This window comes from Pseudoalteromonas sp. MMG012 (assembly GCF_018100875.1).
GTDB lineage: Bacteria > Pseudomonadota > Gammaproteobacteria > Enterobacterales > Alteromonadaceae > Pseudoalteromonas > Pseudoalteromonas aurantia.
In genome coordinates this window covers 13,694-36,839 of sequence record NZ_JAGJEF010000054.1, presented here as the reverse complement: position 1 = coordinate 36,839, position 23,146 = coordinate 13,694, and the positions used below count along the sequence as shown (strand labels likewise).

Sequence of the window (23,146 nt, the reverse complement as noted above, 5' to 3'; positions counted from 1 at the left end):
CATACTAAATCGATGTACAATCCCATAGATGCCAGAAAACACTCGGTCACTAAGTTATATTTCCTCTCTAGCCTGACCGTATGAGGTGACAATTAGATCATATAACGCTTGTGCGGCTGGACCACTATTTAACCCCTTCGGCAACGTAATATGCAGTGGTACTTGATAACACCCAGCACCTTGTATACGCAACTGGGTCAAATGAGAGTCAACAGTGTCATTCAACATATGTTGCGGAATTCGAGTAAAACCTAAACCATGCTTTACCGCTGTAATGGCTTGCTCAAAATTGTCAACCGTGACCCGCCTTTTCGATTTCAACCATCCTACATTTTTCTGCTTTACCGAGCTTGCTTGTTCACTCACACCTAAATCTCGAAGCACAATTTGCGTATGTGCAATCAGATCTTCCATTGTTAAATCTGTTTGACCGGCCAATGGGTGTGTTGCAGCCACCACTGGTATCATACTAGTCACACCAATCGACTCGGCTGGTAAATTTATTATTGGTAAGGTAATTATCGCAATATCGGCACGTTGCTCAACAACTGCCTCATGCGTGCTCGATAAAGAAGTTTCAATAAGCTTCACTGACGTCATGACATTATGCTGCATAAACTTTTTAAGCGCCTGATATAAAATCGCTTTATCGCATAAATGATCGATTGAAACAACCACTTCAGATTCAGTGCCCAATGACAATGCCATACTGATGTCTTCAAGCCCTTTAGCTTGATCTAAAATCGGTTTAGCGCTGCGCAACAGTGTTTTTCCCATCGCCGTGAGTACGGCCCGTTTATTGACCACCTCGAGCAGTTCAACACCGAGCTGCGCTTCTAGTTTTCTTATCGAGTAAATTAATGTTGTGTGGCTTTTATGCATTTCTTGCGCCGCACTTTGAATACTACCGAACTCATCAATCGTACTTAATGTGCTCCATTGATCCAATGTTGTTTTTAATCTCATATGTCAATTTTACTCACAATTAATGGCAACATTATGAACTTTACGGTTCATTTTACTGAGTTAAGATTAACGCATCTAACTTGTAAAGGCACTTATGTGGCAGCAAGTTATCTCATTCACGCAATTAATGGAGCATTCAAATGCCTAAACTACTACAAGTCGACTTCACTTTACCCGTATCAAATAATGCTGACATGCAGGAAAAAATGCGAGAACTTGCTAATTCGATTAACGCTGAACCAGGAGTGATTTGGAAAATTTGGACATTTAATGCCGAGCAATCATTGGGCGGCGGAGTCTATTTATTTGATACACATTCTAACGCACAACAGTACTTAGACATGCATTCATCTCGATTGACACAAATGGGCATAACAAACATTAGAGGAGTCATATTCGACATAAATGAATCACTCTCAAATATTAACCACGCTCCGCTCACTGTTTAATATTCGCAAAATAAGCTATCACAGTTAATAAGTCTCAATAGCAGCTTGTTAACTGTGCACTCTCTTTATTAAAAAAAGCAATGTTACCTCTGTCTCCCCCACTTAACACAACTAGCTCTAATAATGCCGTCGCGCTGACGCAAGTCAGAGTCCATCTGAACCTTAATACCAATTTCAGAATAGGCTCTGAAGTAAATTCAGAGTGACAAGTTTTATTACTCTGCTTAATACTAAAAAACAAAAAGGGCTTCCAATGGCCTTTCGTACTTTTATCTATTTATAGAGATGCCTTATGAAGCAAGTAATCCAACCCCTTTTTAGTACTCCAGCGAGATCACATTAAAACTGTTTAGGGTTTACAAAATCCACCAAGATATACTCCTCTCCTTGCAGCTCATCATCAATAGTGTGAGAAATAATATTGCAACGGCCACCCGCTAACCAGCTCCAGTTCGTGGATAACCAATACGCTTTTCAAAGCAATCTTTTTTTCATTTTTTCATTACACTTGATATTGCAGAGTAATCAGCTTTGATACCTTTCTCTCGCCAACGATATTTTCATATGACATAAAAAAAGGCCGCATAAGCGACCTTTTTAACACAATAAATTGCGCTAAGTTAATTTAGCCAACATGCTTACGTGCATTGCGGAACATGCGCATCCATGGGCTGTCTTCTTTCCACTCATCTGGGTGCCATGAGTTTGCCACAGCGCGGAATACACGCTCTGGGTGTGGCATCATTACAGTGGCACGACCGTCAGTCGAGGTAATACCGGTAATACCTTCAACAGATCCATTCGGGTTATTTGGATATTGCGTGGTTGGGTTTCCGTAGTTATCAACAAACTTCAACGCCACAGTACCAGAGTTAATAGCAGTATCTACTGCACTCTGATTTGCAAATTCAGCATGACCTTCACCATGAGAAACCGCGATAGGCATACGAGAACCCGCCATGCCTTTAAAGAACACTGACGGGCTTTCTTGCACTTCAACTAAGCTAAAGCGGGCTTCAAAGCGCTCTGATTTGTTAGTAACAAAACGTGGCCAGTGCTCAGTGCCAGGGATCAGCTCTTTCACCGTTGACAACATCTGACAACCATTGCACACACCTAAGCTGAATGTATCTTCACGGTGGAAGAAGGTTTGGAACTGCTCGCGCGCCATATCATTGAACAAAATAGACTTCGCCCAACCTTCACCGGCACCCAATACATCACCGTATGAGAAACCACCACATGCCACTAAGCCTTTGAACTGCTCAAGTGTTAAACGGCCTTCTAAAATGTCACTCATGTGCACGTCAACAGCTGCAAATCCAGCGCGGTTAAACGCAGCAGCCATTTCAATATGTGAGTTAACCCCTTGCTCACGCAAGATAGCCATTTGTGGTTTTGCACCGGTTGCAATATAAGGCGCTGCAATGTCTTCGTTTAAATCGAAACTTAACTTCACGTTTAGACCTGGGTCTTTGGCGTCAAATTTAGCATCAAACTCTTGCTTAGCACACTCAGGGTTATCACGAAGTGCCTGCATTTGATAGGTCGTTTCAGCCCAAATAGTACGAAGTTCAGTACGTGTATTACTCAGTACCGCTTTACCTGCGCGGTTAAATACCACCGTGTCTTCGCTATTTAATGAGCCGATTTCATGGCTGATAGCTGTTAAACCGTGTGCAGCAAGTACACCGTGTACTGCGCTCAAGTCGCTGTTACGCACTTGAATCACACCACCAAGCTCTTCATTGTAAAGCGCTTCAATATCGCTACCTACCAAGCCATCTAGGTTCACAGTCACACCTGTGTGACCCGCAAATGCCATTTCCGTCACTGTAGTAAATAAACCACCGTCAGAACGGTCATGATAAGCAAGTAGCTTTTCATCAGCCACTAACGCCTGCATCGCGTTGTAGAAACCTTTTAATAACTCAGGATTGTCAACGTCCGGTGTTTTATCACCTAGCTGCTTATAAACTTGCGCCAAGCTTGATGCACCCATGCGGTTTTGACCAGCACCTAAATCTAATAAGATAAGTGATGTTTCACCTTTATCTGTGCGTAATTGCGGCGTTACTGTTTTACGAATGTCTTCAACACGACCAAACGCCGTAATGATCAACGACAATGGTGAAGTAACTGATTTTTCTTCGCCATTTTCGTCCCACTTGGTTTTCATCGACATAGAGTCTTTACCAACCGGAATGGTTAAGCCAAGTGCAGGGCATAGCTCTTCACCCACGGCTTTAACCGCTTCATACAGACCCGCATCTTCACCAGGGTGACCGGCCGCCGCCATCCAGTTAGCTGATAGCTTAATATTCTCTAAGCTGCCAATGTTTGTTCCTGCGATGTTAGTCAGTGACTCGGCCACTGCCAAACGTGCTGATGCACCATAGTTAAGTAATGCCGCAGGTGTACGTTCACCCAATGACATTGCTTCACCATGATACGTATCATACGTTGCCGCTGTTACCGCACAGTTTGCAACTGGTACTTGCCACGGGCCAACCATCTGATCACGGGCAACTAAGCCCGTTACGGTGCGGTCACCAATGGTGATCAAAAAGGTTTTTTCAGCAATTGCTGGCAAACGTAATAAACGCTTTGCAGCCTCTTCTACATCGATGTTAGCAGTTTCAAGGGCACTGCCCTCAACCTGTTGAGAAGTCACATCACGGTGCATTTTAGGCGCTTTACCTAACAATACATCCAGCGGTAAATCCACTGGATTGTTGTCAAAGTGGCTATCAGCAACGGTTAGATGACGCTCTTCAGTAGCTTCACCAATTACCGCATATTGTGCACGTTCACGCTTACAAATGGCTTCAAAACGGTCAAAGTCTTCAACGCCTACTGCTAATACATAACGTTCTTGCGATTCGTTACACCAGATTTCGTGTGGTGCCATACCCGGCTCATCGTTTGGAATGTTACGTAGTTGGAATTTACCACCACGGCCACCATCATCCACCAATTCAGGGAATGCATTAGATAAACCACCCGCGCCCACATCATGGATAAAGGCAATAGGGTTTTCATCACCAAGCTGCCAACATTTATCGATAACTTCCTGACAACGACGTTCCATTTCAGGGTTTTCGCGCTGTACCGAAGCAAAGTCTAAGTCTTCGTTAGATTGGCCCGATGCCATTGACGATGCAGCACCGCCGCCTAGGCCGATATTCATGGCAGGACCACCCAGTGCAATCAGTTTTGCACCGACTGGGATTTCACCTTTTTGGACATGGTCGGTACGAATATTACCTAACCCACCCGCCAACATAATTGGCTTGTGGTAACCACGCACTTCTTCGCCATTGTGGCTGGTGACTTTTTCTTCGTAAGTACGGAAATAACCCAGTAGATTTGGGCGACCAAACTCGTTGTTAAATGCCGCGCCACCCAGAGGCCCTTCAGTCATAATGTCTAATGCGTTAACAATACGCCCAGGCTTACCAAAGTCGCTTTCCCAAGGTTGTTCAAAGCCCGGAATACGCAAGTTAGATACGGTAAAGCCCACTAAGCCCGCTTTTGGCTTAGAACCACGGCCAGTGGCACCTTCGTCACGAATTTCACCACCAGAGCCCGTTGAAGCACCAGAAAAAGGCGCTATAGCGGTTGGGTGGTTGTGAGTTTCAACTTTCATCAAGATTTCAATATTCTCTTGATTATAAGTGTACTCACCCTCTTTATTTGGGAAAAAACGACCTGCTTTAGAGCCCTTCATAACCGCAGCATTGTCTTTATATGCCGACAATACATTTTCTGGGTGATTTTCAAAGGTGTTCTTAATCATTTTAAACAATGATTTAGGTTGTTCAGCACCGTCGATTGTCCAATCTGCATTGAAAATCTTATGACGACAGTGCTCAGAGTTTGCTTGCGCAAACATAAATAATTCGATGTCGTTCGGATTACGCCCTAACTTTTGGAAGTTTTCTACCAAATAGTCAATTTCATCATCTGCTAATGCAAAACCTTGCTCTACGTTTGCTGTTGCTAACGCTTCACGGCCACCGCCTAAAATATCAACCGATGACATTGGGCTAGGTTCATCAACACTAAATAACTTACCAGCACTTTCAAGCTCAGAATGCACGGCTTCAGTCATGCGGTCGTGTAATAGTGCCGCCGTTGCTGATAATTGCTCAGCGGATAACTCGCCTTCAACATAATACGCAATACCACGCTCAACACGGTGTACTTGGCTTAAGCCACAGTTGTTTGCAATATCGGTTGCTTTTGACGCCCAAGGTGAAATCGTGCCTGGACGAGGTGTAACCAAAATTAACTGACCCGCTGGCTCATGCTCAGCGATTGTCGGACCATACTCCAACAGCTTGTTTAACTTAACCAATTCGGCTTCAGATAGTTCACTTGTTAAATCAGCAAAATGCATGAATTCAGCATAAATACCTGTGATAGGTAGGTTCGCGTCAACGCAGCTTTTAAGGATTTTTTGAACTCTAAAATCAGACAGTGCAGGTGCACCACGTAAGATCAACATAGGTATTTTCATCCGGGGTTAGGGATTGAACGATATTTTGGGTCGCCATTATAGTAGAAATAGCGGTTAGGTTTAACCCAAAATTGTCAAAACTCGTAAAAAATCCGTGCCCTCATTTGCACTGCCTCGCAAAATCTGTGTTTGTTGTATACAAAACAAGGTACTGGGAGTTTTGCTTTCAGTCGGTAATTTCGATAACGTAGTGCACAGAACCTCGCTAAAAGGCCATAAAATGCAGCAATTAATGACGTATCTAACGATTGTCATAGTACTGGCAATTGCTGGCTGTGATAAAACACCTCCCAATCAATTAGAAAGAATTAAGGAACAGCAAGTAATTAAAGTTGGCACTTTGGTGGGTCCAAGTAACTACTTTCAATCGCAACAAGGTGAACAAGGCTTTGAATATGAGCTCAGTCATCAATTTGCGCAATACTTAGGCGTTGAGTTACAAATAGTGCCTTTTTTCAGTTTGTCTGAGTTATTTGCTCGCTTAGACAAAGGCGATTTGGATTTAGCCGCTTCAGGACTGAGTTACCATCCACAACGCGCTTACCGCTTTGGTCCAACCTATCGAGAAGTAAGCCAGAAACTCGTTTATAAACAGGGCCGTACTCGACCTCGCAGTTTTGCCGACATTGACGAACCGATTGTGGTACTCAATGATTCTAACCATGCCTTATCTCTTGAGCAGGCACAATACGAATACCCTAGCTTAGAATGGCAAACAACCTCCCATCTCGATGAAGAAGAGCTACTACAAGGCGTGATAGATGAAGAAATTCAGTTTACCATTGCCGACTCTCATACCCTTGCTCTGTTTCGACGTTACCATCCCAATATCAGCATTGGGTTTTCTGTTACGCATTCAGATCAAGTCGCGTGGGTACTAAGAAACGATAGCGATGACTCGCTCTATGCACTGCTATTGCCATTTTTTAATACCGTTGCACACGACAAAACCCTCTACACCTTAGAAGAAAAGTATTTTGGTCATGTTAATGAATTTAATTATGTGAATACTCTGTCATTCGTTAAAGCCACCCGTAAAACATTACCAAAATACCGTGCTTGGTTTGAACAATACGCCAGCCCACTTGATTGGCGCTTACTTGCCGCTTTAAGCTATCAAGAGTCTATGTGGAATCCGCGTGCTAAGTCGCCTACAGGTGTGCGAGGCATAATGATGCTCACCCAGCCAACAGCCAAGCAAGTGGGTGTCACAAACCGCCTTAAACCTGAGCAAAATATTCGGGGAGGCGCTAAGTATTTACAAAAATTATTGAAACGAATTCCGAAAAGCATCGGTCAACCTGATAGGACATGGTTTGCATTGGCGTCGTACAATGTTGGTTGGGGGCATGTCAACGATGCGAGGAAAATTACCAAACAGCAAATGGGTGATCCAGACAGCTGGGCAGAGGTAAAAAAACGACTACCCCTTCTAATCAAAAAACGCTACTATCGAAAGACCAGATATGGATATGCGCGTGGCGATGTTGCCGTTCAGTATGTTAACAACATCCGTCGATATTACGACGCGCTGATATGGTTAGATGAAAACGGAGCGCTTGATACAAAAGCTGGCAAATAAAATGCATCTTTTCGATGCGAGTGTCATGCGATTGCAATACATCCCTGCAATTCTGCCATATGTGTTTTTTCTCTCACAAATAAGGAGGTGCCGATGCTTAGAAGACGTCGAACTCACCAATTTAAACGAAACACCCAACATTCTCAGGCGAATCGCCGCCGGGTTATTATGAAAAATAACCACAAAAAAGTGTTATTACGTCGTAAACTATTTGCGCAACAACAAATGGAAGAAATTGCGGCTCAGCCTTGAGTCGCTTGCTTTGCTTTTTTAGCCGCTTTAATCTCTTTTCTACGACGTTTAAAAAAGTTTGACAGTTTTTCTGCACACAACTCAGCAAGTACGCCCTGCGTTACCTCTACTTGGTGATTCAATTTAGGTTCATTAACGATATTCATCACTGACCCCGCTGCACCTGTTTTAGCATCCGGCGCGCCAAATACTAAGCGTTTTAAACGACTGTGTACGAGTAACCCCGCACACATGGGGCAAGGCTCTAACGTGACATATAAAGTACAGTCAACCAAACGATAATTTTCGAGTACTTTGCCAGCTTCTCTCACGGCTTGCATTTCTGCATGTGCTGATGGGTCATGCTGGCAAATAGACTGATTCCACCCTGTCGCAATTAATTGATTGTCTTTTACAATAAGTGCGCCCACCGGTATCTCATTTTGCTGCTCAGCTTGATCAGCATAAGCCAACGCCTGTGCCATCCAATATTGATCTTGCTCTAATTCCGTCATGAATTTTATGTCGTGCTACTATTAATAAGGATTCGTCAAGAGCAAATATACCACATATTATTGCTAAAATTACCAAAATGACGTGGCTCAACACGGCACACTTACGCTATAATTCGCCGCTTTTTTTATTTCTTGAGCTCAAACACACGGGTATAACATGAAATTTCCGGGACGCCGTAGGCATAAACACTATTTTCCAGTGGAAGAAAAAGACCCTCTAATAAACCAATTGGGCAATGACGACAGATTAAAACGCAGCTATATATGTGGCATTGACCAAATTGTCGTAGATATTGAAGCCAAAGTAGATCAAGCCTTTCTTGATGAATTTGGCCTGCAGCGTGGTATGTCGCAAGTGATAGCCAGTGATATTACCAATGCGTTATACGAGCGTTTAAAGCGCGAAGATATGGTTGATTACGAGTTTGCTGGTGGCACCATTGGTAATACCATGCACAATTACTCAGTGCTTGCAGATGATCGCTCAGTACTACTTGGCGTAATGAGTGAAAATATCAATATAGGTAGTTACGCTTATAAGTTTTTATGTAATACATCTAGCCGTGTTGACCTTGATCACTTACAACCTGTTGATGGCCCTATTGGTCGTTGCTTTACATTGATTGATGACAGTGGCGAACGCACATTTGCTATCAGCGCTGGATTAATGAACTATCTGCGTCCTGAGTCTATTTCACAAAGCTTGATCCAAGATGCGTCAGCCTTGGTGATTAGCGCATATTTAATGCGTACCACTGGTGATGAAACAATGACGCAAGCAACCATGCAAGCGGTTGAATATGCGAACCAAGCTGGTGTACCTGTGGTATTGACTTTAGGCACTAAGTTCTTAATCGAACAAGACCCTAGTTGGTGGGCTGAATTTGTCGCAAAGCATGTCGATATTTTAGCAATGAATGAAGAGGAAGGTGAAGCGATTACAGGTTTCTCTGATCCGCTACTTGCTGCCGATAAAGCGCTTGATTGGGTTGATTTGGTTATCTGTACAGCTGGGCCCAAAGGCTTATTTATGGCAGGTTATGTTGAAGACAGCGTAAAACGTGAAACTGAATACCCTTTATTACCTGGTGCTATTCCTGAATTTAACCAGTACGAATTCTCACGTGCGATGCGGAAAGCTGATTGCCCAAACCCAATTCGTGCTTATAGTCATACTGCACCTTATATGGGTGGCCCAGATACCATTAAAAATACCAATGGGGCAGGTGATTGTGCGCTAGCGGCCGTTTTACATGACTTATCTGCGAACGAGTATCACAAACTGAATGTGCCAAACTCGGCAAAGCATGAACAAGCAGCCATCACTTACTCGTCTCTTGCACAAATTAGTAAATACGCTAACCGAGCAAGCTATGAAGTATTGGTACAGCACTCTCCACGTCTTTCTCGTGGATTACCTGAACGTGAAGATTCACTGGAAACTTCTTACTGGGATAAATGATACCCAGTAAGAAAAAACACTGAGCTCAAGTTAAAAAATGGCCGTGCCGAGTTCTTCACTTAAGAATTCGAGTGCGGCAATACCTGCCACAGAATTGCCAACCTTATCAAGTCCAGGTGACCATACAGCCACCGTAAACTGATTTGGCAACACCGCAATAATACCACCCGCCACGCCTGATTTACCCGGCATACCAACACGATACGCAAAATCTCCCGCTGCATCATACAAACCACTGGTAAATAATAACGAGTTTAATTGCTTCGTTTGCTTAGCTGTCAATAACTGTTGTTTACTGTGTTGGCAATAACCTTGATTTGATAAGTATGAAAAGGTCTTAGCCAGCTCCACACAATCTAGTTCAATCGCACAATAATTAAAATAAGACCACAACACTTCTTCTACGTCATTGTTAAAGTTACCGAATGACTTCATCAAATAAGCCATCGCCGCATTTCTATACCGATGCTCAAATTCAGACTGTGCAACTCGTTTATTTATTTTAACTTTGTCATTGCCTGATTGTGCGCGATAATGCTCTAACATTGTATGAATTGGCGCACCTAAGCGAGAATATAAGGCGTCGCACGTCACGATTGCCCCAGCATTAATAAATGGATTTCTTGGTAAGCCATTTTCGAACTCTAATTGAGTCAGTGAATTAAAAGCGGTACCTGAAGGCTCTTTTCCCACACGCTGCCATAACTCATCACCGTAGCGTTGTAGTGCCAAGGTTAAGGTCATTACTTTTGATACAGACTGCACTGTAAAACGTGCGTCAATATCACCTGCACTGAAGCTTTGACCATCATTGGTTTGAATTGCAATTGAGAACTGCCCTAAGCTTTGCTCTGCAAGCGCAGGTATGTAGCCGGCGACAGTGCCTTGATACAGTAAGGGCTTTATATGATCAATGACTCGATCTAATACTGCTTGATAATCAGCCATAGTTTTTATTAAAAAGTGAAAAGAAGCCGAGTCTAACATAAAAAAAGGACCTATCTAGGCCCTATTCATCTTAAATGTCGAGATTTATCTCAGCTTAACGTAATTCCATTTCCTGGATGATTTCGTGTGCTATTTCCGGTGTTGTGCTAACAGGCTTTGCATGTAAATTGGCTTTTAACTGACCTTTACGATGTTTAAGTGCGGCATCTAATTTTTTTGCTGCACTTGCGATCGCCGGGTACATTACTTCATTCTCACCTTTGACTGAAATACTCACACCTGAATAGGTAGTTGTAATTTCAGTGTAAAACTTTTTATGCTCGTTACTGATAATTATGTCAATCGACAACAGTGAAGGAAAGTGACTCGCTATTTTGGCAAACTTTTCTTGGACGTGGCTTTTCACTGAATCAGTAACATCTACGTGGTGGCCTGAAAGATTAATTTTCATAGGGTATCCTTTTTTTTGCTTACCTCACTAATAGTATTGAGGCCATTCTCAGAATACTCAAGATCAAAATGTAAGATATTTTTAATAAATTGCAAACTCATGACTTAGGTCATAGTTCAATGTTACACCTTATTAATGAAAATCATTCGGTTAGTTCGAAATACGCAACATTCAATCATCACTGATATATGACGCCTCCATTGCTGCACTCCCTAATCAATCGATACTTACACCTCCAACAATTATTACTTAACCTCAGGTTTAGATAAGGGTTTTGGAATAGAAAATGTTTTGAAAACAAACTTACGTACAATCCAATGATGATATTTTGTGCAATATCAAGGCGCTTTTATGCAGTAATAGCGGGCTATTACAAATGAAAGCAACCCCGAGAGTGAGAAAAATTAGCTTTATTGGGCAAATTCGCTTATCCAGAGCTGAGGTTACGTATATAAATACAATTAAAATTACCTGCATGGGTGATAAAGTTTCATTTATCCTTGTTTGCACTATATTGAATAAATCTGTGACCTTCATACATTAGGACAAGCCTGTGACACCACCACGAATTCTAATTATTGACGATGAAGATTTCTACCGCACGTTATTACAAAAAACCTTTGCTCATTTCACGGTAGATGTTGCGTGCTCAGGTGAGCAAGGTGTAGAACGTGCACAAGCTTTTAAACCTGACTTAATTCTGCTTGATGTGGTTATGACTGGGATTTCTGGGTTTGAAGTATGTACGCAACTTAGAAATATGCAGGTCATGCAAACAACACCCATCGTGTTTATTTCTAGCCTCACTTCCGTTGATGGCCATATCAAAGCTTACGAAATAGGCGCCAACGATTTCATCTCTAAAACAGTACACCCAGATGAAATTAAAATTAAAGTTGAAGCCATTCTTACGGCTGAACAGCAACACTATGAAGCACTCGATACCATTGACGAAACGGAGTCTCTGTTACTTGATTTACAAAAACAAAACGCCTACATGAAGGCCATAAGCTTATTTATGCAGGCTAGCCATTATTGTGCTGATATGAAAAGCCTAACACAAGTATTACTCAATACTGTGCACTCATTAAACCTCAATGGTGTAATTCACTTTAAACAGACTAAAAACACCGTTAGCTCATCCAATCACGTTGCCAAACTAGAAAAAGAACTACTGAGCCACCACAAAGATCTGGACCATATTCATAAGCTTGCTCAAGGGGCGGTTATTTTTAATTGGCAATCAGTGGCGTTTTTAGCTAAGAATGTTGGTGAACAATTAGATGTTATTGCACACCTAATGGATGCACTTGAAATGGCCATTACGCATATTATGCGTCAAGCCAGCTTGGTCGCGCAGATCCTATCAATTGAAACCCATAACAAAGCCATTTTAGACAGTATTCAGAGCTCGGTTAATAATTCGAAAAGCCACTTAAAGTCTCAGCTTTTTGAGTCTGGGTTGGTGTCTCAGTTTGATTTACAAGATGAAAGTGACTTAGATAAACTCATTACAGACTCTGGTGATGATCTTTACCAACTCATTCACAACTTTAATGGTAATGCCGAGAAGGTAACCACCTTATTAGGTACCCTAAAAAAACCACCACACGAACTACGCTTTCTCTTTAAAGAAAACCCTCAAGATTCTAACAATGTACTGTTTTAAAAGCACCAATGGTTTAACTCACGACGCTGGTACTGCTATACCGACCTGAGCTAAACGCGCTTGACGCCATTGTAACCAGCTAAGATTAGCATTCGACTCAATAAAAACGCGATACTCTGACACTTCTAAGTTGTGCGTCGTATTTGCAAGCTCTAATAATAATAAGGCACTATTTAAACTGAGCCACAGTGTATGTTGTGTACGGCTAAAATTAAACGCATCTTGCGCTGACAATATAGCCTGAGGAACATCGCCATTTGCTTGATGATATTGTGCATCTAAGTAAGCCTTTAACGCTGGTTTCTTAACTTGATCAATCACTGCTTTTGCAGCACTAAAGTTATTTTCTCTTAGATATAGCTTACTTAAGGCCTCGACAGCGCTAAAAAAAACCCATTCATTGTCTGGTGTAACTGGCATTCGTAATACTTCATGAAAAAAGTGCTGTTTCTCCTCAGTAGTCGCTGCAAATAAAGCAAAGTGATAAAAGGGCAGCATATAGTGAGAACCATCCAGTTCATATTCAGCCAATAACGTTTTGGCTTGATAAAGGTGATCATAACTGGCTTTGTCAAAGCCAAATTTACGCGCCTTAATTGACAACAACGTATATGCACGAATTTCCTGTACCGGTTTTCTTGCTAAACGCGCTAAGCTGGCTGCTGCATATAAATACGCTTTGACTTTGTCATAGTCACGGTTGTCATGAGCCAAATCAGCAAGTGATTTATTCACCTCACTTTGTAAACCATATAGCAAAGTGTCTGAGAATAGCGTATTCGCCTGCTCATAAAATGCCAGTGCCAGCGCTTGCTTGCCTTTTGCGGCAAATAACGCACCTTTTAGCCACTTGCCATAAGCATAATACAAGGCATGTTGTCGTTCCGCACTTAATGTTAAAAGCTGCTCTATGTAACCATCAGCAGCATCAAACTTGTCTTCATCTATAAACCGTTCAGCTAGTTTTTGTAGCACACTTAAGTTTAGTGGGAACTGGCCATTTAATAACACTAACTCTGCAGAAACATTCGCACTTCGCTGTTGAATAAAATAACGAGAGTTACTCAATATACGCATTTGTTCTATGACTTTACCACTCAACTCAGTCATATCTTGCGCGTATAAATAACTGACCCATTGCCGTTCATAACCTTGTATTAAAAGCTCAAACATATAGGGCTGAAATAGCTTAGTGGCTTCATTATAATTTTCATACAGTGTGCCCGAAAACAAAAGCGCCGTGTTATCCTTTTGCAGCGTATGATAAGTCATGTAAGGCGAGTTAAAAAACTGCCCTTCATTCACATGTTCTAGTTTATTACTCGGTATATTAAATTCACTACTCAGTAATTGATTTAATTGCTCAGTTTCTTGAGCCAATTTTTTATTGCTTTGTAAAGTAAGTGGTAAAAATACACTATCAAACTGAGAATCAACAAAATGCTTGCCATTAAATACGCTACTTGCTGAAATGTATATAATGAAAAATAAACTGATACAAAGTATAACCCCAGCATAAACAAACGAGTTATAAGAGCGCTTCTTATAACTCGCACTCTTATCTTCACAACTTAAAGGTGTTGCGTTGCTTAACTTAACGGATAATGGCTCTATTTTGTTCGTTGCAGGTCTTACGCTGTTTAATTCAATAGACGCAGACTCTGGTTTCGTTATTGAATGTACATTGCCTATATCTTCTAAAGGGATATTCCATTGATAACCTTTTTTAGGAAAGGTTCTAATGGCACTTTCACCCAGTAACGCACGTAACTGACTGATGTTTTGAAATATGACTTGTTCTGACACCACTTTGTGTTGCCATACTGATGCCAATATTTCCTCTTTACTAAACACCCTTGCTGGCTCACTAATCAGTAAAGTAAGTAACTGTATTTGGGTATGGTTCAATGAAACAAACTGCTGTTCTTGGGAAAGTAAACCTTGCTCTACATCAAATTGAAAGTTTAAAAAATTAATCATTATTATTTTATAGCAACTGTCATTAGTTGATAGATTAATCTTTAAATGGGTATTTGCAAACCAAAATAATCCAACGTTCGCTTTGCTGCAAAATAAATAGATTGAATTTCAAACAACAAGTACGTCCTTATACTTACTGTTTGACAATAATAAAAACTATAAACGCCGTATATCCATCCAATTAACCGACAACCGAGCTTCAAGCCCTTGCAATGACAATGTATGCTCACCTTCGGGTAAGTTGATGTGTACATCTTGGACAACTTGCCACCCTTGCTCAGACGAAGTCGAAAATGACGTAATTACTCGATCATTAAGCTTAACTTCAACACGCTTGCTGCTGCCCGTATGATACACCCTCGGCTGCAAAGCATATTGCCCCGCCGTTGATACATCAATTTTGTACTGTGCTTTCGCCAAGCCTAAGCTTGCAAACACGCGGTCCTCTTTCGCTTCTTGAACTGAGTTCATAACTTCAATATCAGTACCTTGTGAAAAGGCCTCCCCTTCAATTTTACCTGGTATGGCATGTGTAATATAGGCCGATGTGTCAATCGTTTCGCTGTGCAAGCTCGGCCTATCACCATAATAAGCAACCACAGAATAACGCGCTTTATGTGGTAGAGGGTTTAAGTCTGTAACTCGCCCATTTATACCAGAGCCAACAATAACCTCTTTATGATTATTCAAAAGATCTTGTCTGATCACTTGATATGTTGGCTGTATTTCATCATTGTTTAGCTGCCAACTTAACTCGACTTTCTCTTTAAATTCAGTGAGCTTTACGCCCGTCACTTGCTTTGGATAATTTGCTACTTGTGCATGTACTCGCCTAGCTTTTACGTGTTCTTTTTTAAGCGTGTTCACAAACCAAGTAGAGCCTTCTTGCGACTCAAGCTGTTGTCCAGCGGTATCACGCACTACCCGAAACCCTTCAATTGCCCCTAAAAAGTCCCGGCTTTTTTGAGAACGCTCCAATACATTTTGAATTCCCCAATGCCAAGCGCCACCCTTAGAAAAAAAGGCCTTGCACTCCTTTCCAGTCTTGGTGACACCTTCACTTTTCAACTTATCGGTATCACTAACATAACAATCTGCCATAATTTCGTTCGCGTTACCCACTAAATCATGCACACCATATTTATCGGCTTTATACATACCAACCATAGCGAGCGTTACCTCTTTATCGCTACAGTTCTCAATATTGTAAGCTGCAGTGTAAGACGCACCGTATAATTTTTCAGACATATTTTGAGCATGTAAATCAGCCAAATTAGCCACATCACATATTTGCTCACGCTTTTTACCCTCTGCTTTTATGTATTCTTGTAATCCGCCACTTTCAATAACATATTGCCACTGAGCTTCAGACAACAAACGATAATCTTTGCCCGTTTTACGTGATAACCACTGCGTATACGCAACGGCATTATCATAGTTAATACATACAACAGGATGAAACTCTGAGAACCGATATATATTATTGTCCCAACTACCATCACTCGGACCGCTAAACCACCCTGAATCAATACGATGTGAGCAATTGTTCGCACTTTCATATCCTGTGTCAGAAATAAATCGGCTATATTCAGCAACGGTCAATTCATATTTAGCCATCTGAAATGCGGGCACCGTGACATCATAACTTTCATCATTTTCGGTTTGTACCGTAAAACTCCCTGCGGGAATACTCGCCATTGGCGGCTCAATTACGTCTGCAGCCCAAACCCGATTACCATATAGCAATACCAATGTAGCTAATGTTATTTTTTTCATTCCAGCTCCAATTTACTTTTTTCGAAAAGTTCCAAGGCCACTGTAGGTCGTTACTAACGCGACGTCTTATCAGTTTTATAAAAGTTTCCTATCATATTTATAATAAATAAAATCATAACGTTACAATTTACAAATAGAAAAACACAGCTTAAAACGACAATTCAATATAGGCTGATTAAATTCAGAATAAACCTTTAGACAATAACCCCACTTTCATTGCAAAATAGTCCTGATTTGAGATAACCAAGGAGTAACATGAAGGGTATTAAAAACTTTGTTTTCGATTTAGACGGAACACTTATTTTTGAAGGCAAACCTCTCACTAGCGCACTCAGTGACACGCTCATAGAATTAGAGGCCGCAGGTATTAATACTTACTTTGCAACAGCCCGACCATTAAGAGATACGTTGCCAGTCCTACCCAAACATTTTTGGGATCACACCTTAATTGGATGCAATGGGGCAATGATCAGCAAAGCACAGCAAGTCACCAATGCAAATGCTTTTAATAAAGCACAAATAGTACAGTTACTTGAATGGCTTGACCGTGAAGGCATTGCTTACCTTTATGACGGGCATTACGATTATGCAATTTCAGACAAGCCGCATGAATTTCATCAGTGGGTCGCTAAGCTTGGCACACCTCCAACTTGTAATGCGAGCTTACGTGAACAACAAGTCATCAAACTCTTAGTGCTTGAAGGAAGTCGTTATAAAGAAATAAAAGCCTACTGTGAGCAGCATTTTGATAAGTTCTCTTTTTATCACCATAGTGGTACGGATTGCTTTGATATTGTCACTGAACAAAGCAACAAACTTTCTGCGCTACAATTATTGCAGCTCGACTTGTCGTCAACCATGTGTTTTGGCAATGATCACAATGACGTCGCGATGTTAAATGCGGCAAAAAAAGCGGTTGTGGTAGGTCGTGGTATTTCACTCACCCGCCCCCATACTCTGGTATGCAAAAATACCATACATACACATTTGCAAGCTTTACTCGAGACAAAACGCGCCTCATAGCAGAAACGCTTTATATCGATAAGATAAGAACTGAATACCGCCTATTTCAGTTCTTATTTATGGATAGCATGGTCGCTTTAATCGAGGTTTTGTTCTAAAAATACCGACTTTTCAATTTGTTCAAAAATTGAGTTGTAATATTGTGGTTCAACAATCATGTCAGATTCAACAACTTCTCCACTGCTATTTAAACGCTTTGCAATGGCATTAATCCTAACTCTTGTGATCCCTTTTAGCTGAGTCACATTGGCTGAGATATCAATGGAAATCGTATCATCTAGGTTATTATCACCAAATACCCAATTAAGGCCCAGAGTAAAATACGTGGCAACTGCTTTTGTGAATACTTCTGTGCCATTCGTTTGTGTCGTCGTACTATTTGCTAACACCACACCAGCATCAGAGTCAGAAGATGTCAGAGTAAACCCTCTATCTAACAATGCATTTATCAACGCTTTAAACACCACCAATTGAGTCGTACTATCGTATTCTTTCGTTTGCATACTGCGCACTTCTAAAGTCGACATTTGCTGTTGTTTTGATGCACATCCAAGTACACTTATCACGCATAACAATACGCTAAAATACTTCAGTAAATTCATTAGCTCTTACCTGTTAATTAAAATTTACTGCGGTGATAAGCAATTGAACTCACATTACTTAGCTGATCAAATTTGATGATGACCGTTAACGTATTCGAACTAACCTGACTACTGCCTTGCTCGGCAGAAACAATCCCTCCTCCGTTGCCAGAAAAGTACCCTAGAGTTCCTCCTGAGGTCTGATAAACTTGTTCTTTTGAAAACTTATCATATACCCACACTTCATTTCCGCTTGGTGCTGTTTTAACTATATTTGGGCTACCAAGTGCAGCAACCACATCCGTTGATGGCATACCATTTTTTATCTCCTTTTGAACTACACCTACTGTTAATCTATCCACCTTTTCTGAATTACTTTGTTGCACACTCTGACAGCCAACACACAGCGTCATCCATGTAGCAATAAACAATCCTAATTTACCTGTAGTCATCATTTTTCCTTAATTAATAGACAAGTTAATACAGTCTTCAATGTAACGAAAAACAGTCAAATTTCATACAGGATATTGCATCCAATATATCAAATAAAATTTTATTCATGTAGCCTTGTTAGAATCACTGATAAATGGACCGAGCTCGCCACGGAATCTACCTTTGAAGAATTGCCTTTTGCGCAGCTTTCGTCAATTTACCTACCACCAGCAAAAATGAATTATCAATCATCCGCTCAATTTCGCCTTGCGGAATTGAGCCATCGAGAATAATGGTATTCCAAAGACGCTTATTCATATGGTAACCAGGAATCACTGCATCAAAGATATCTCGCAGTATTGCAGCTTCATCAGGGTCACACTTTAAATTCATCCACCAATAATCGCTGTCTGCCTTGCCCATTTTGCCTCGGGCTAAGGTGGCAAACATTTTATCTTTTACTTTATACACATCAACGCCTTCACCAAATGGCTGACTCACTGTGGTAAATGGCTTATTTAATAAGTAAGTATTAACTTCAGCTTTTTCCATACTACCTGCCTTAACGATTAAAATAGACATGAATTTAAGTTTTTTACTTCACCGTGACGTTCTATAATCTCTTGATATAAAACGGAAATAAACTCTGCAACTGAGCTCTGCTCTTGTTGTGCAATTTGCTCTAGTAAATGCCACATTTGATTTTCAAGCGCTAAGCTCGTAACAACACCTTGAATTCGAATTGAGCGCTTGGTTGTGTCGTATAGCAACTGTGGTTGCGAGGCATATAATTCACACATATTTACTCCGGGAACAACATGGCTAAAATGATCCATACGATGGTTAGAGTAACCAACGCTGAACAATCTATTAAATTTTATCACGCATTATTTAACTTACATGAAAAGCGTCGTTTGACGTTTGATGACTTTACACTGATTTATTTAGGTAATGAAGACAGTGATTTTGAACTCGAATTAACACATAACCATGCACAAAAAAACCAGTATGAATTAGGTAATGGCTATGGTCACCTCGCTTTCGCGACGCCAGATCTTAATTCGCTGCACCAACTCGCCATTGAGCTTGGTTACCAGCCTAAAGAAATAAAACAATTTTTCAATCACTCTACCTTAATTGCCACCTTCTTTTTTATCACCGACCCTGATGGTTATGACATTGAAGTCATCGAGCGATCCAAAATATATCGTTAACTGAAAATGAGCAAACAACTAATGATTAACCGTACATGTCTGCGTGTTAGTTTGCTGGCAATAGTGAAAGTCTAAAAAATAACTGTCTTTGTCAGGCTCCTTTTTATGCATAATCACATCATACAATAATTGCGCACCCGTTATACCCATTTGAAATGGGTTTTGGCCCACATTTTCAGTTGCAAGCCCTTGTTGCAAGGCACTTAATTGCACTAGCTCGGTATCAGCTGAAATAATAATTGCTTGTTTATTTTGAATTTTACTCTTGTAGGGGCGCAACATTTCAATATATCGAGGGTTAAACTGTGCGAACCCTGCGACAGCAATAAATATCGGCGGGTTAGGTGTTCTCACCATTGCAAGCAGCTGGTTAAGCGCATCTTCTCTTCGGCCCATCGTATAAAAAGGACATCGTTCATACTCTCTCCAAGTATTGCCTTTTTCATGCGGTCCACGCATTTCGCTATTCAAAGAGTAACGAACTCCTTTAATGCGTTCATTCAAATTAGGCGTCGTTTGGTGACCAGATTGAATACAAAACACCTGAGATTCATTGGTGCGATATTTTTTGGCTACCTCTCCTAATGCCTTACCAAAATCAAAGTTATTTGTACCGACATAGGCCAATCTGTAGGTTTGATGTTCGGGTAACAGATCTGAGTCAAAGGTGATCACAGGGATCCCCTGTCGCTTTGCAGCCTTAAGGGCTCCCTCAACTAAAAAGGTTGAATCAGTCGTGGATAAAAGTAACCCGTCAATGCCTTTTTTCACGAGCTCTTCTACTATCAATACTTGTGTACGCACATCCTGATAGTCATCAACACCATCGTATACGCACTCTAAATTGGCATGTGTTTTCGCGAAGTGTACACACCCTTTATAAGACTGCTCATAGAAACTATCATTTTTAGTTTTACCGACAACGGCAATCTTCACCGTCGCAAAGCAATTACTGACACATAACATCGATAAAAGCACAGCCGTTGTGAGTTGTGTTACATAACGACTTAGCGGCTTTCTATACTGCAAAATCATACTCATCCTAGAACGCGATTATACAAACTCAAAATCCCTCGCTGCTCACAATAAAAAGTGACAGCACTCAGATAAGAGTAAAGCAGGTAAAATAAAAGTAAAGGTAATCATTCTATATTGAATAAATTACACACTATTCAAAACTGGAATACAACTGGCTATCGATAAAGGCTTGTTGAAGCTTTGAAAACAACATATCGACATTTAAACGTTCGTCTATATGCTCAAATAAAGAGGTATGTACATCTGCTTTGATTAATTCTTGATAACCACAATGGGTATAACAAAGGTTAACCGGTTTAACCAACTCTTCCATTAATGCATCTATTAATATACACGCTTGCGCCAATACAATTCGCCCTCCGCCTTTTGTTACGACGACACGCTGTGCTGTGCCTATTATTTTTTTACCTGCAATATTTAGATTATAGTCACCGTCACAGTATGACCCAGGCGTGGCATGAACATCACAGGTGATACCAAACGATGCCAAAAAGCCAGTTAAAGCCCGACATAAATATTGGTATGCCAAAACAATTGAATAAGGTTTCGAGGTTGGCCAATGATATAAATGAGATACGTTAATAACACGGTCGGTTTGTGGAACCGGTGCACCACCTGTTTTTCGAGTAAATAATTGCCACCCTATTTCAGATAACGCGCTTTCCAGTGAGGAACTCATGGGCCATTTGTTACCCGCAGGTAAAACCAATGTTGGTACTTTAGTTCGCCATAAAATTAAGCTTTGATCTAACATGTTAGTTTGCAATTGGGCCAATAACGCCGCTTCTTTGTCAAAGACTGTACTAACTGCAATATCAGTATAACGCAGTAGCTTAATACGTGTTTTTTCCATAATAGTCCTTTTCGTGCGGGTCTTAGTCAATGAATAAACAGCTGTAACATCATATCATATGGGGTATTGGTGGGGGACTCTAACGCTCCATACCCAATCTTTTAAAGGTACAATTGCATGACAACCTTAGAGTAAACCTAATTGAATATAAATACCTTGTGAAAAATACACATACACTGCGGTTTCACAGAAAAAATGACGTTATCTAACTATTTACTCTCTTTATGCTGCGCAAGTTCATTTGCGACGTATATATACCTGATCACTGTGCTCAAGTATATATAGAAAGGCGCTATGTTGAAGCCTCTGGAGCAATATATGTTGGCACGAGTGGCGACGAAAAAATATTGAATTGCAACGCCGTTGCAGAATTGGGCTACGCAAAGTTAATTGGAAATCACTTTCAGCGGAGCCCAGCTTTTGACGGTGCAGAAATAGCGGTAATACAAAACCCCCATACCAAATTGATAAGCGCCTAGGCTGCTACTCACCTTTTGAAAATTTCTGGATCAGAATATCGGCAACTTGCTGCTTTACCGCTCTTTTATCATCTGTCGCAACCCCAAAACGTATTGCCAGCTCTGCAATTTCATCATCATTCAGATTAAATGACAGTCTTTGCCGCGTCTTTTTAGATTTCACATCTAATTGTAAAATCTTTCGGATCATATCTGATGGGGTTAACTCTTCATCAATGGCTTGCTTTTTAATGCTTTTTTGCACATCGCTGGTCAAATCAAATGCCATCTGCGTGGCTCGAACGGCTTGTTCTTGTCGTTGCCACTTGGCTTGCTTATCTGTCACGACCTTTACCCTGGGAACAAGTCAATTACGTCACTTACAGGGCGACTCAGTGTCAAAGACACTTCGGTTTCTCCCCCTTCCCAAATTTCAATATTAATACTGTGACTTTCGTCACTTGAGATCAAGCTGATCACTTCACATGGCTCGCCAGATTCATCTTGATAGCGCGGTAAAGTTTGATTTCTGTAGTCTTTTGCATGGAAATAGCACACATAAGGCGTTTCACTTTGCTTATATTTATCCGCTAAGAAATGTGCATAAGCATCGGGTTGCGCGACAGTCGTGATCTCACTTAACTGCTCTTCATCGAAAATACGTGCAAATTCATCCAAAGTAAAAATAACATCCACTTCTTCTCGCTGAATTTTGACCGAAAAGTTAGCAAACTCTTCGCCATCATTGCGTTCAATTTGCAGGAAAGCCACTTTGCCAGATTCACTTTCCAGCACAAACTCGTACTCTGCGTTATGCTGATATTGATAAGTTTGTACATCGGTTACTTTAAGCGTTTGACCTTTAAGCCAACCCGGGTACGCAAATGAATCAATCAGTGTCAGCATATCACCAACGGCTAACTGACTTGGATGAGAGAGCTGGCGCTCTGGCGCTTTTTTAGATTTAAAAAAACCAAACATAAGAAGCCTTATTTA

At 41.0% G+C, this 23,146-nt stretch carries 22 protein-coding genes; 7 read left to right on the top strand and 15 right to left on the bottom strand.

The window, feature by feature from the left end; translation table 11 throughout:
- Positions 1–54 precede the first annotated feature (54 nt).
- Positions 55–966, bottom strand: coding sequence for a LysR family transcriptional regulator (locus tag J8L97_RS16430; RefSeq protein WP_211051314.1), 912 nt, complete (start codon positions 964–966; stop codon positions 55–57).
- A gap of 140 nt (positions 967–1,106) precedes the next feature.
- On the opposite strand from J8L97_RS16430, the gene J8L97_RS16425 reads away from it, so the two are divergent.
- Positions 1,107–1,415 carry a monooxygenase gene (locus J8L97_RS16425; RefSeq protein ID WP_211051311.1) on the top strand — a complete coding sequence of 103 codons (309 nt, stop codon included), beginning with the start codon at positions 1,107–1,109 and terminating at the stop codon, positions 1,413–1,415.
- 625 nt (positions 1,416–2,040) lie between these two features.
- Here the strand turns inward: J8L97_RS16425 and purL are convergent.
- Positions 2,041–5,925, bottom strand: a complete 3,885-nt coding sequence (gene purL, locus J8L97_RS16420) for a phosphoribosylformylglycinamidine synthase (protein ID WP_211051308.1) — start codon at positions 5,923–5,925, stop codon at positions 2,041–2,043.
- A 244-nt stretch (positions 5,926–6,169) separates the two neighbouring features.
- On the opposite strand from purL, the gene mltF reads away from it, so the two are divergent.
- Positions 6,170–7,519 (top strand): membrane-bound lytic murein transglycosylase MltF, encoded by a 1,350-nt coding sequence (gene mltF, locus J8L97_RS16415; RefSeq protein ID WP_409455170.1) that lies wholly within the window; start codon positions 6,170–6,172, stop codon positions 7,517–7,519.
- A 93-nt stretch (positions 7,520–7,612) separates the two neighbouring features.
- Positions 7,613–7,771, top strand: coding sequence for a hypothetical protein (locus tag J8L97_RS16410; RefSeq protein ID WP_192506501.1), 159 nt, complete (start codon positions 7,613–7,615; stop codon positions 7,769–7,771).
- Here the strand turns inward: J8L97_RS16410 and tadA are convergent.
- On the bottom strand, positions 7,762–8,265 hold the full coding sequence (gene tadA / locus J8L97_RS16405; protein ID WP_192506500.1) for a tRNA adenosine(34) deaminase TadA: 504 nt from the start codon (positions 8,263–8,265) through the stop codon (positions 7,762–7,764). The two genes, J8L97_RS16410 and tadA, sit on opposite strands and share 10 nt — an antisense overlap.
- Positions 8,266–8,422: 157 nt before the next feature.
- Between tadA and J8L97_RS16400 the strand changes: the two genes are divergently transcribed.
- A complete protein-coding gene (locus J8L97_RS16400; RefSeq protein ID WP_192506499.1) occupies positions 8,423–9,727 on the top strand; it encodes an inosine/guanosine kinase in 1,305 nt (434 codons plus the stop codon).
- A gap of 30 nt (positions 9,728–9,757) precedes the next feature.
- Here J8L97_RS16400 and glsB read toward each other — a convergent pair whose 3' ends face one another.
- Complete coding sequence (gene glsB, locus J8L97_RS16395; protein WP_211051320.1) at positions 9,758–10,675, bottom strand: glutaminase B; 918 nt, start codon at positions 10,673–10,675, stop codon at positions 9,758–9,760.
- Between the two features lie 94 nt (positions 10,676–10,769).
- On the bottom strand, positions 10,770–11,126 hold the full coding sequence (gene hpf, locus J8L97_RS16390; RefSeq protein WP_192506497.1) for a ribosome hibernation-promoting factor, HPF/YfiA family: 357 nt from the start codon (positions 11,124–11,126) through the stop codon (positions 10,770–10,772).
- Between the two features lie 553 nt (positions 11,127–11,679).
- On the opposite strand from hpf, the gene J8L97_RS16385 reads away from it, so the two are divergent.
- A complete protein-coding gene (locus J8L97_RS16385) occupies positions 11,680–12,795 on the top strand; it encodes a PleD family two-component system response regulator (RefSeq protein WP_211051301.1) in 1,116 nt (371 codons plus the stop codon).
- Positions 12,796–12,813: 18 nt separating this feature from the next.
- On the opposite strand, the gene J8L97_RS16380 is transcribed toward J8L97_RS16385, so the two are convergent.
- Together J8L97_RS16380 and J8L97_RS16375 are read right to left on the bottom strand one after the other, a co-directional pair.
- Entirely contained in the window at positions 12,814–14,775 is a 1,962-nt protein-coding gene (locus tag J8L97_RS16380; protein ID WP_211051299.1) for a transcriptional regulator, read from the bottom strand.
- A gap of 156 nt (positions 14,776–14,931) precedes the next feature.
- Entirely contained in the window at positions 14,932–16,551 is a 1,620-nt protein-coding gene (locus J8L97_RS16375; protein ID WP_211051296.1) for an SUMF1/EgtB/PvdO family nonheme iron enzyme, read from the bottom strand.
- A 255-nt stretch (positions 16,552–16,806) separates the two neighbouring features.
- Here J8L97_RS16375 and J8L97_RS16370 point away from each other — a divergent pair, with 255 nt between their 5' ends.
- The gene (locus J8L97_RS16370; RefSeq protein WP_210998222.1) at positions 16,807–17,574 is read left to right on the top strand and encodes an HAD-IIB family hydrolase; all 768 of its coding nucleotides are present in this window, start codon (positions 16,807–16,809) and stop codon (positions 17,572–17,574) included.
- A 77-nt stretch (positions 17,575–17,651) separates the two neighbouring features.
- Here the strand turns inward: J8L97_RS16370 and J8L97_RS16365 are convergent, their stop codons facing one another.
- The 4 genes from J8L97_RS16365 to J8L97_RS16350 form a co-directional block, all read right to left on the bottom strand.
- Positions 17,652–18,176, bottom strand: coding sequence for a hypothetical protein (locus tag J8L97_RS16365; RefSeq protein WP_211051268.1), 525 nt, complete (start codon positions 18,174–18,176; stop codon positions 17,652–17,654).
- Positions 18,177–18,193: 17 nt separating this feature from the next.
- Complete coding sequence (locus tag J8L97_RS16360; RefSeq protein WP_192506491.1) at positions 18,194–18,607, bottom strand: hypothetical protein; 414 nt, start codon at positions 18,605–18,607, stop codon at positions 18,194–18,196.
- 157 nt (positions 18,608–18,764) lie between these two features.
- Positions 18,765–19,139: an MmcQ/YjbR family DNA-binding protein gene (locus tag J8L97_RS16355; protein WP_211051266.1), complete on the bottom strand. Its 375-nt coding sequence runs from the start codon at positions 19,137–19,139 to the stop codon at positions 18,765–18,767.
- Between the two features lie 17 nt (positions 19,140–19,156).
- Positions 19,157–19,387, bottom strand: coding sequence for a ribbon-helix-helix domain-containing protein (locus tag J8L97_RS16350; RefSeq protein WP_211051264.1), 231 nt, complete (start codon positions 19,385–19,387; stop codon positions 19,157–19,159).
- Positions 19,388–19,405: 18 nt separating this feature from the next.
- Here J8L97_RS16350 and J8L97_RS16345 point away from each other — a divergent pair, with 18 nt between their 5' ends.
- Positions 19,406–19,801 (top strand): VOC family protein, encoded by a 396-nt coding sequence (locus J8L97_RS16345; protein WP_211051263.1) that lies wholly within the window; start codon positions 19,406–19,408, stop codon positions 19,799–19,801.
- An 18-nt stretch (positions 19,802–19,819) separates the two neighbouring features.
- Here the strand turns inward: J8L97_RS16345 and J8L97_RS16340 are convergent, their stop codons facing one another.
- From J8L97_RS16340 to J8L97_RS16325, 4 genes are all read right to left on the bottom strand, one after another.
- A complete protein-coding gene (locus J8L97_RS16340) occupies positions 19,820–20,836 on the bottom strand; it encodes a substrate-binding domain-containing protein (protein WP_211051261.1) in 1,017 nt (338 codons plus the stop codon).
- Between the two features lie 133 nt (positions 20,837–20,969).
- Entirely contained in the window at positions 20,970–21,692 is a 723-nt protein-coding gene (locus J8L97_RS16335; RefSeq protein WP_211051260.1) for a lipoyl protein ligase domain-containing protein, read from the bottom strand.
- 483 nt (positions 21,693–22,175) lie between these two features.
- Positions 22,176–22,439: a hypothetical protein gene (locus tag J8L97_RS16330; protein ID WP_247671195.1), complete on the bottom strand. Its 264-nt coding sequence runs from the start codon at positions 22,437–22,439 to the stop codon at positions 22,176–22,178.
- Positions 22,440–22,501: 62 nt separating this feature from the next.
- Positions 22,502–23,131 carry a hypothetical protein gene (locus tag J8L97_RS16325; RefSeq protein ID WP_211051258.1) on the bottom strand — a complete coding sequence of 210 codons (630 nt, stop codon included), beginning with the start codon at positions 23,129–23,131 and terminating at the stop codon, positions 22,502–22,504.
- Positions 23,132–23,146: the final 15 nt, after the last annotated feature.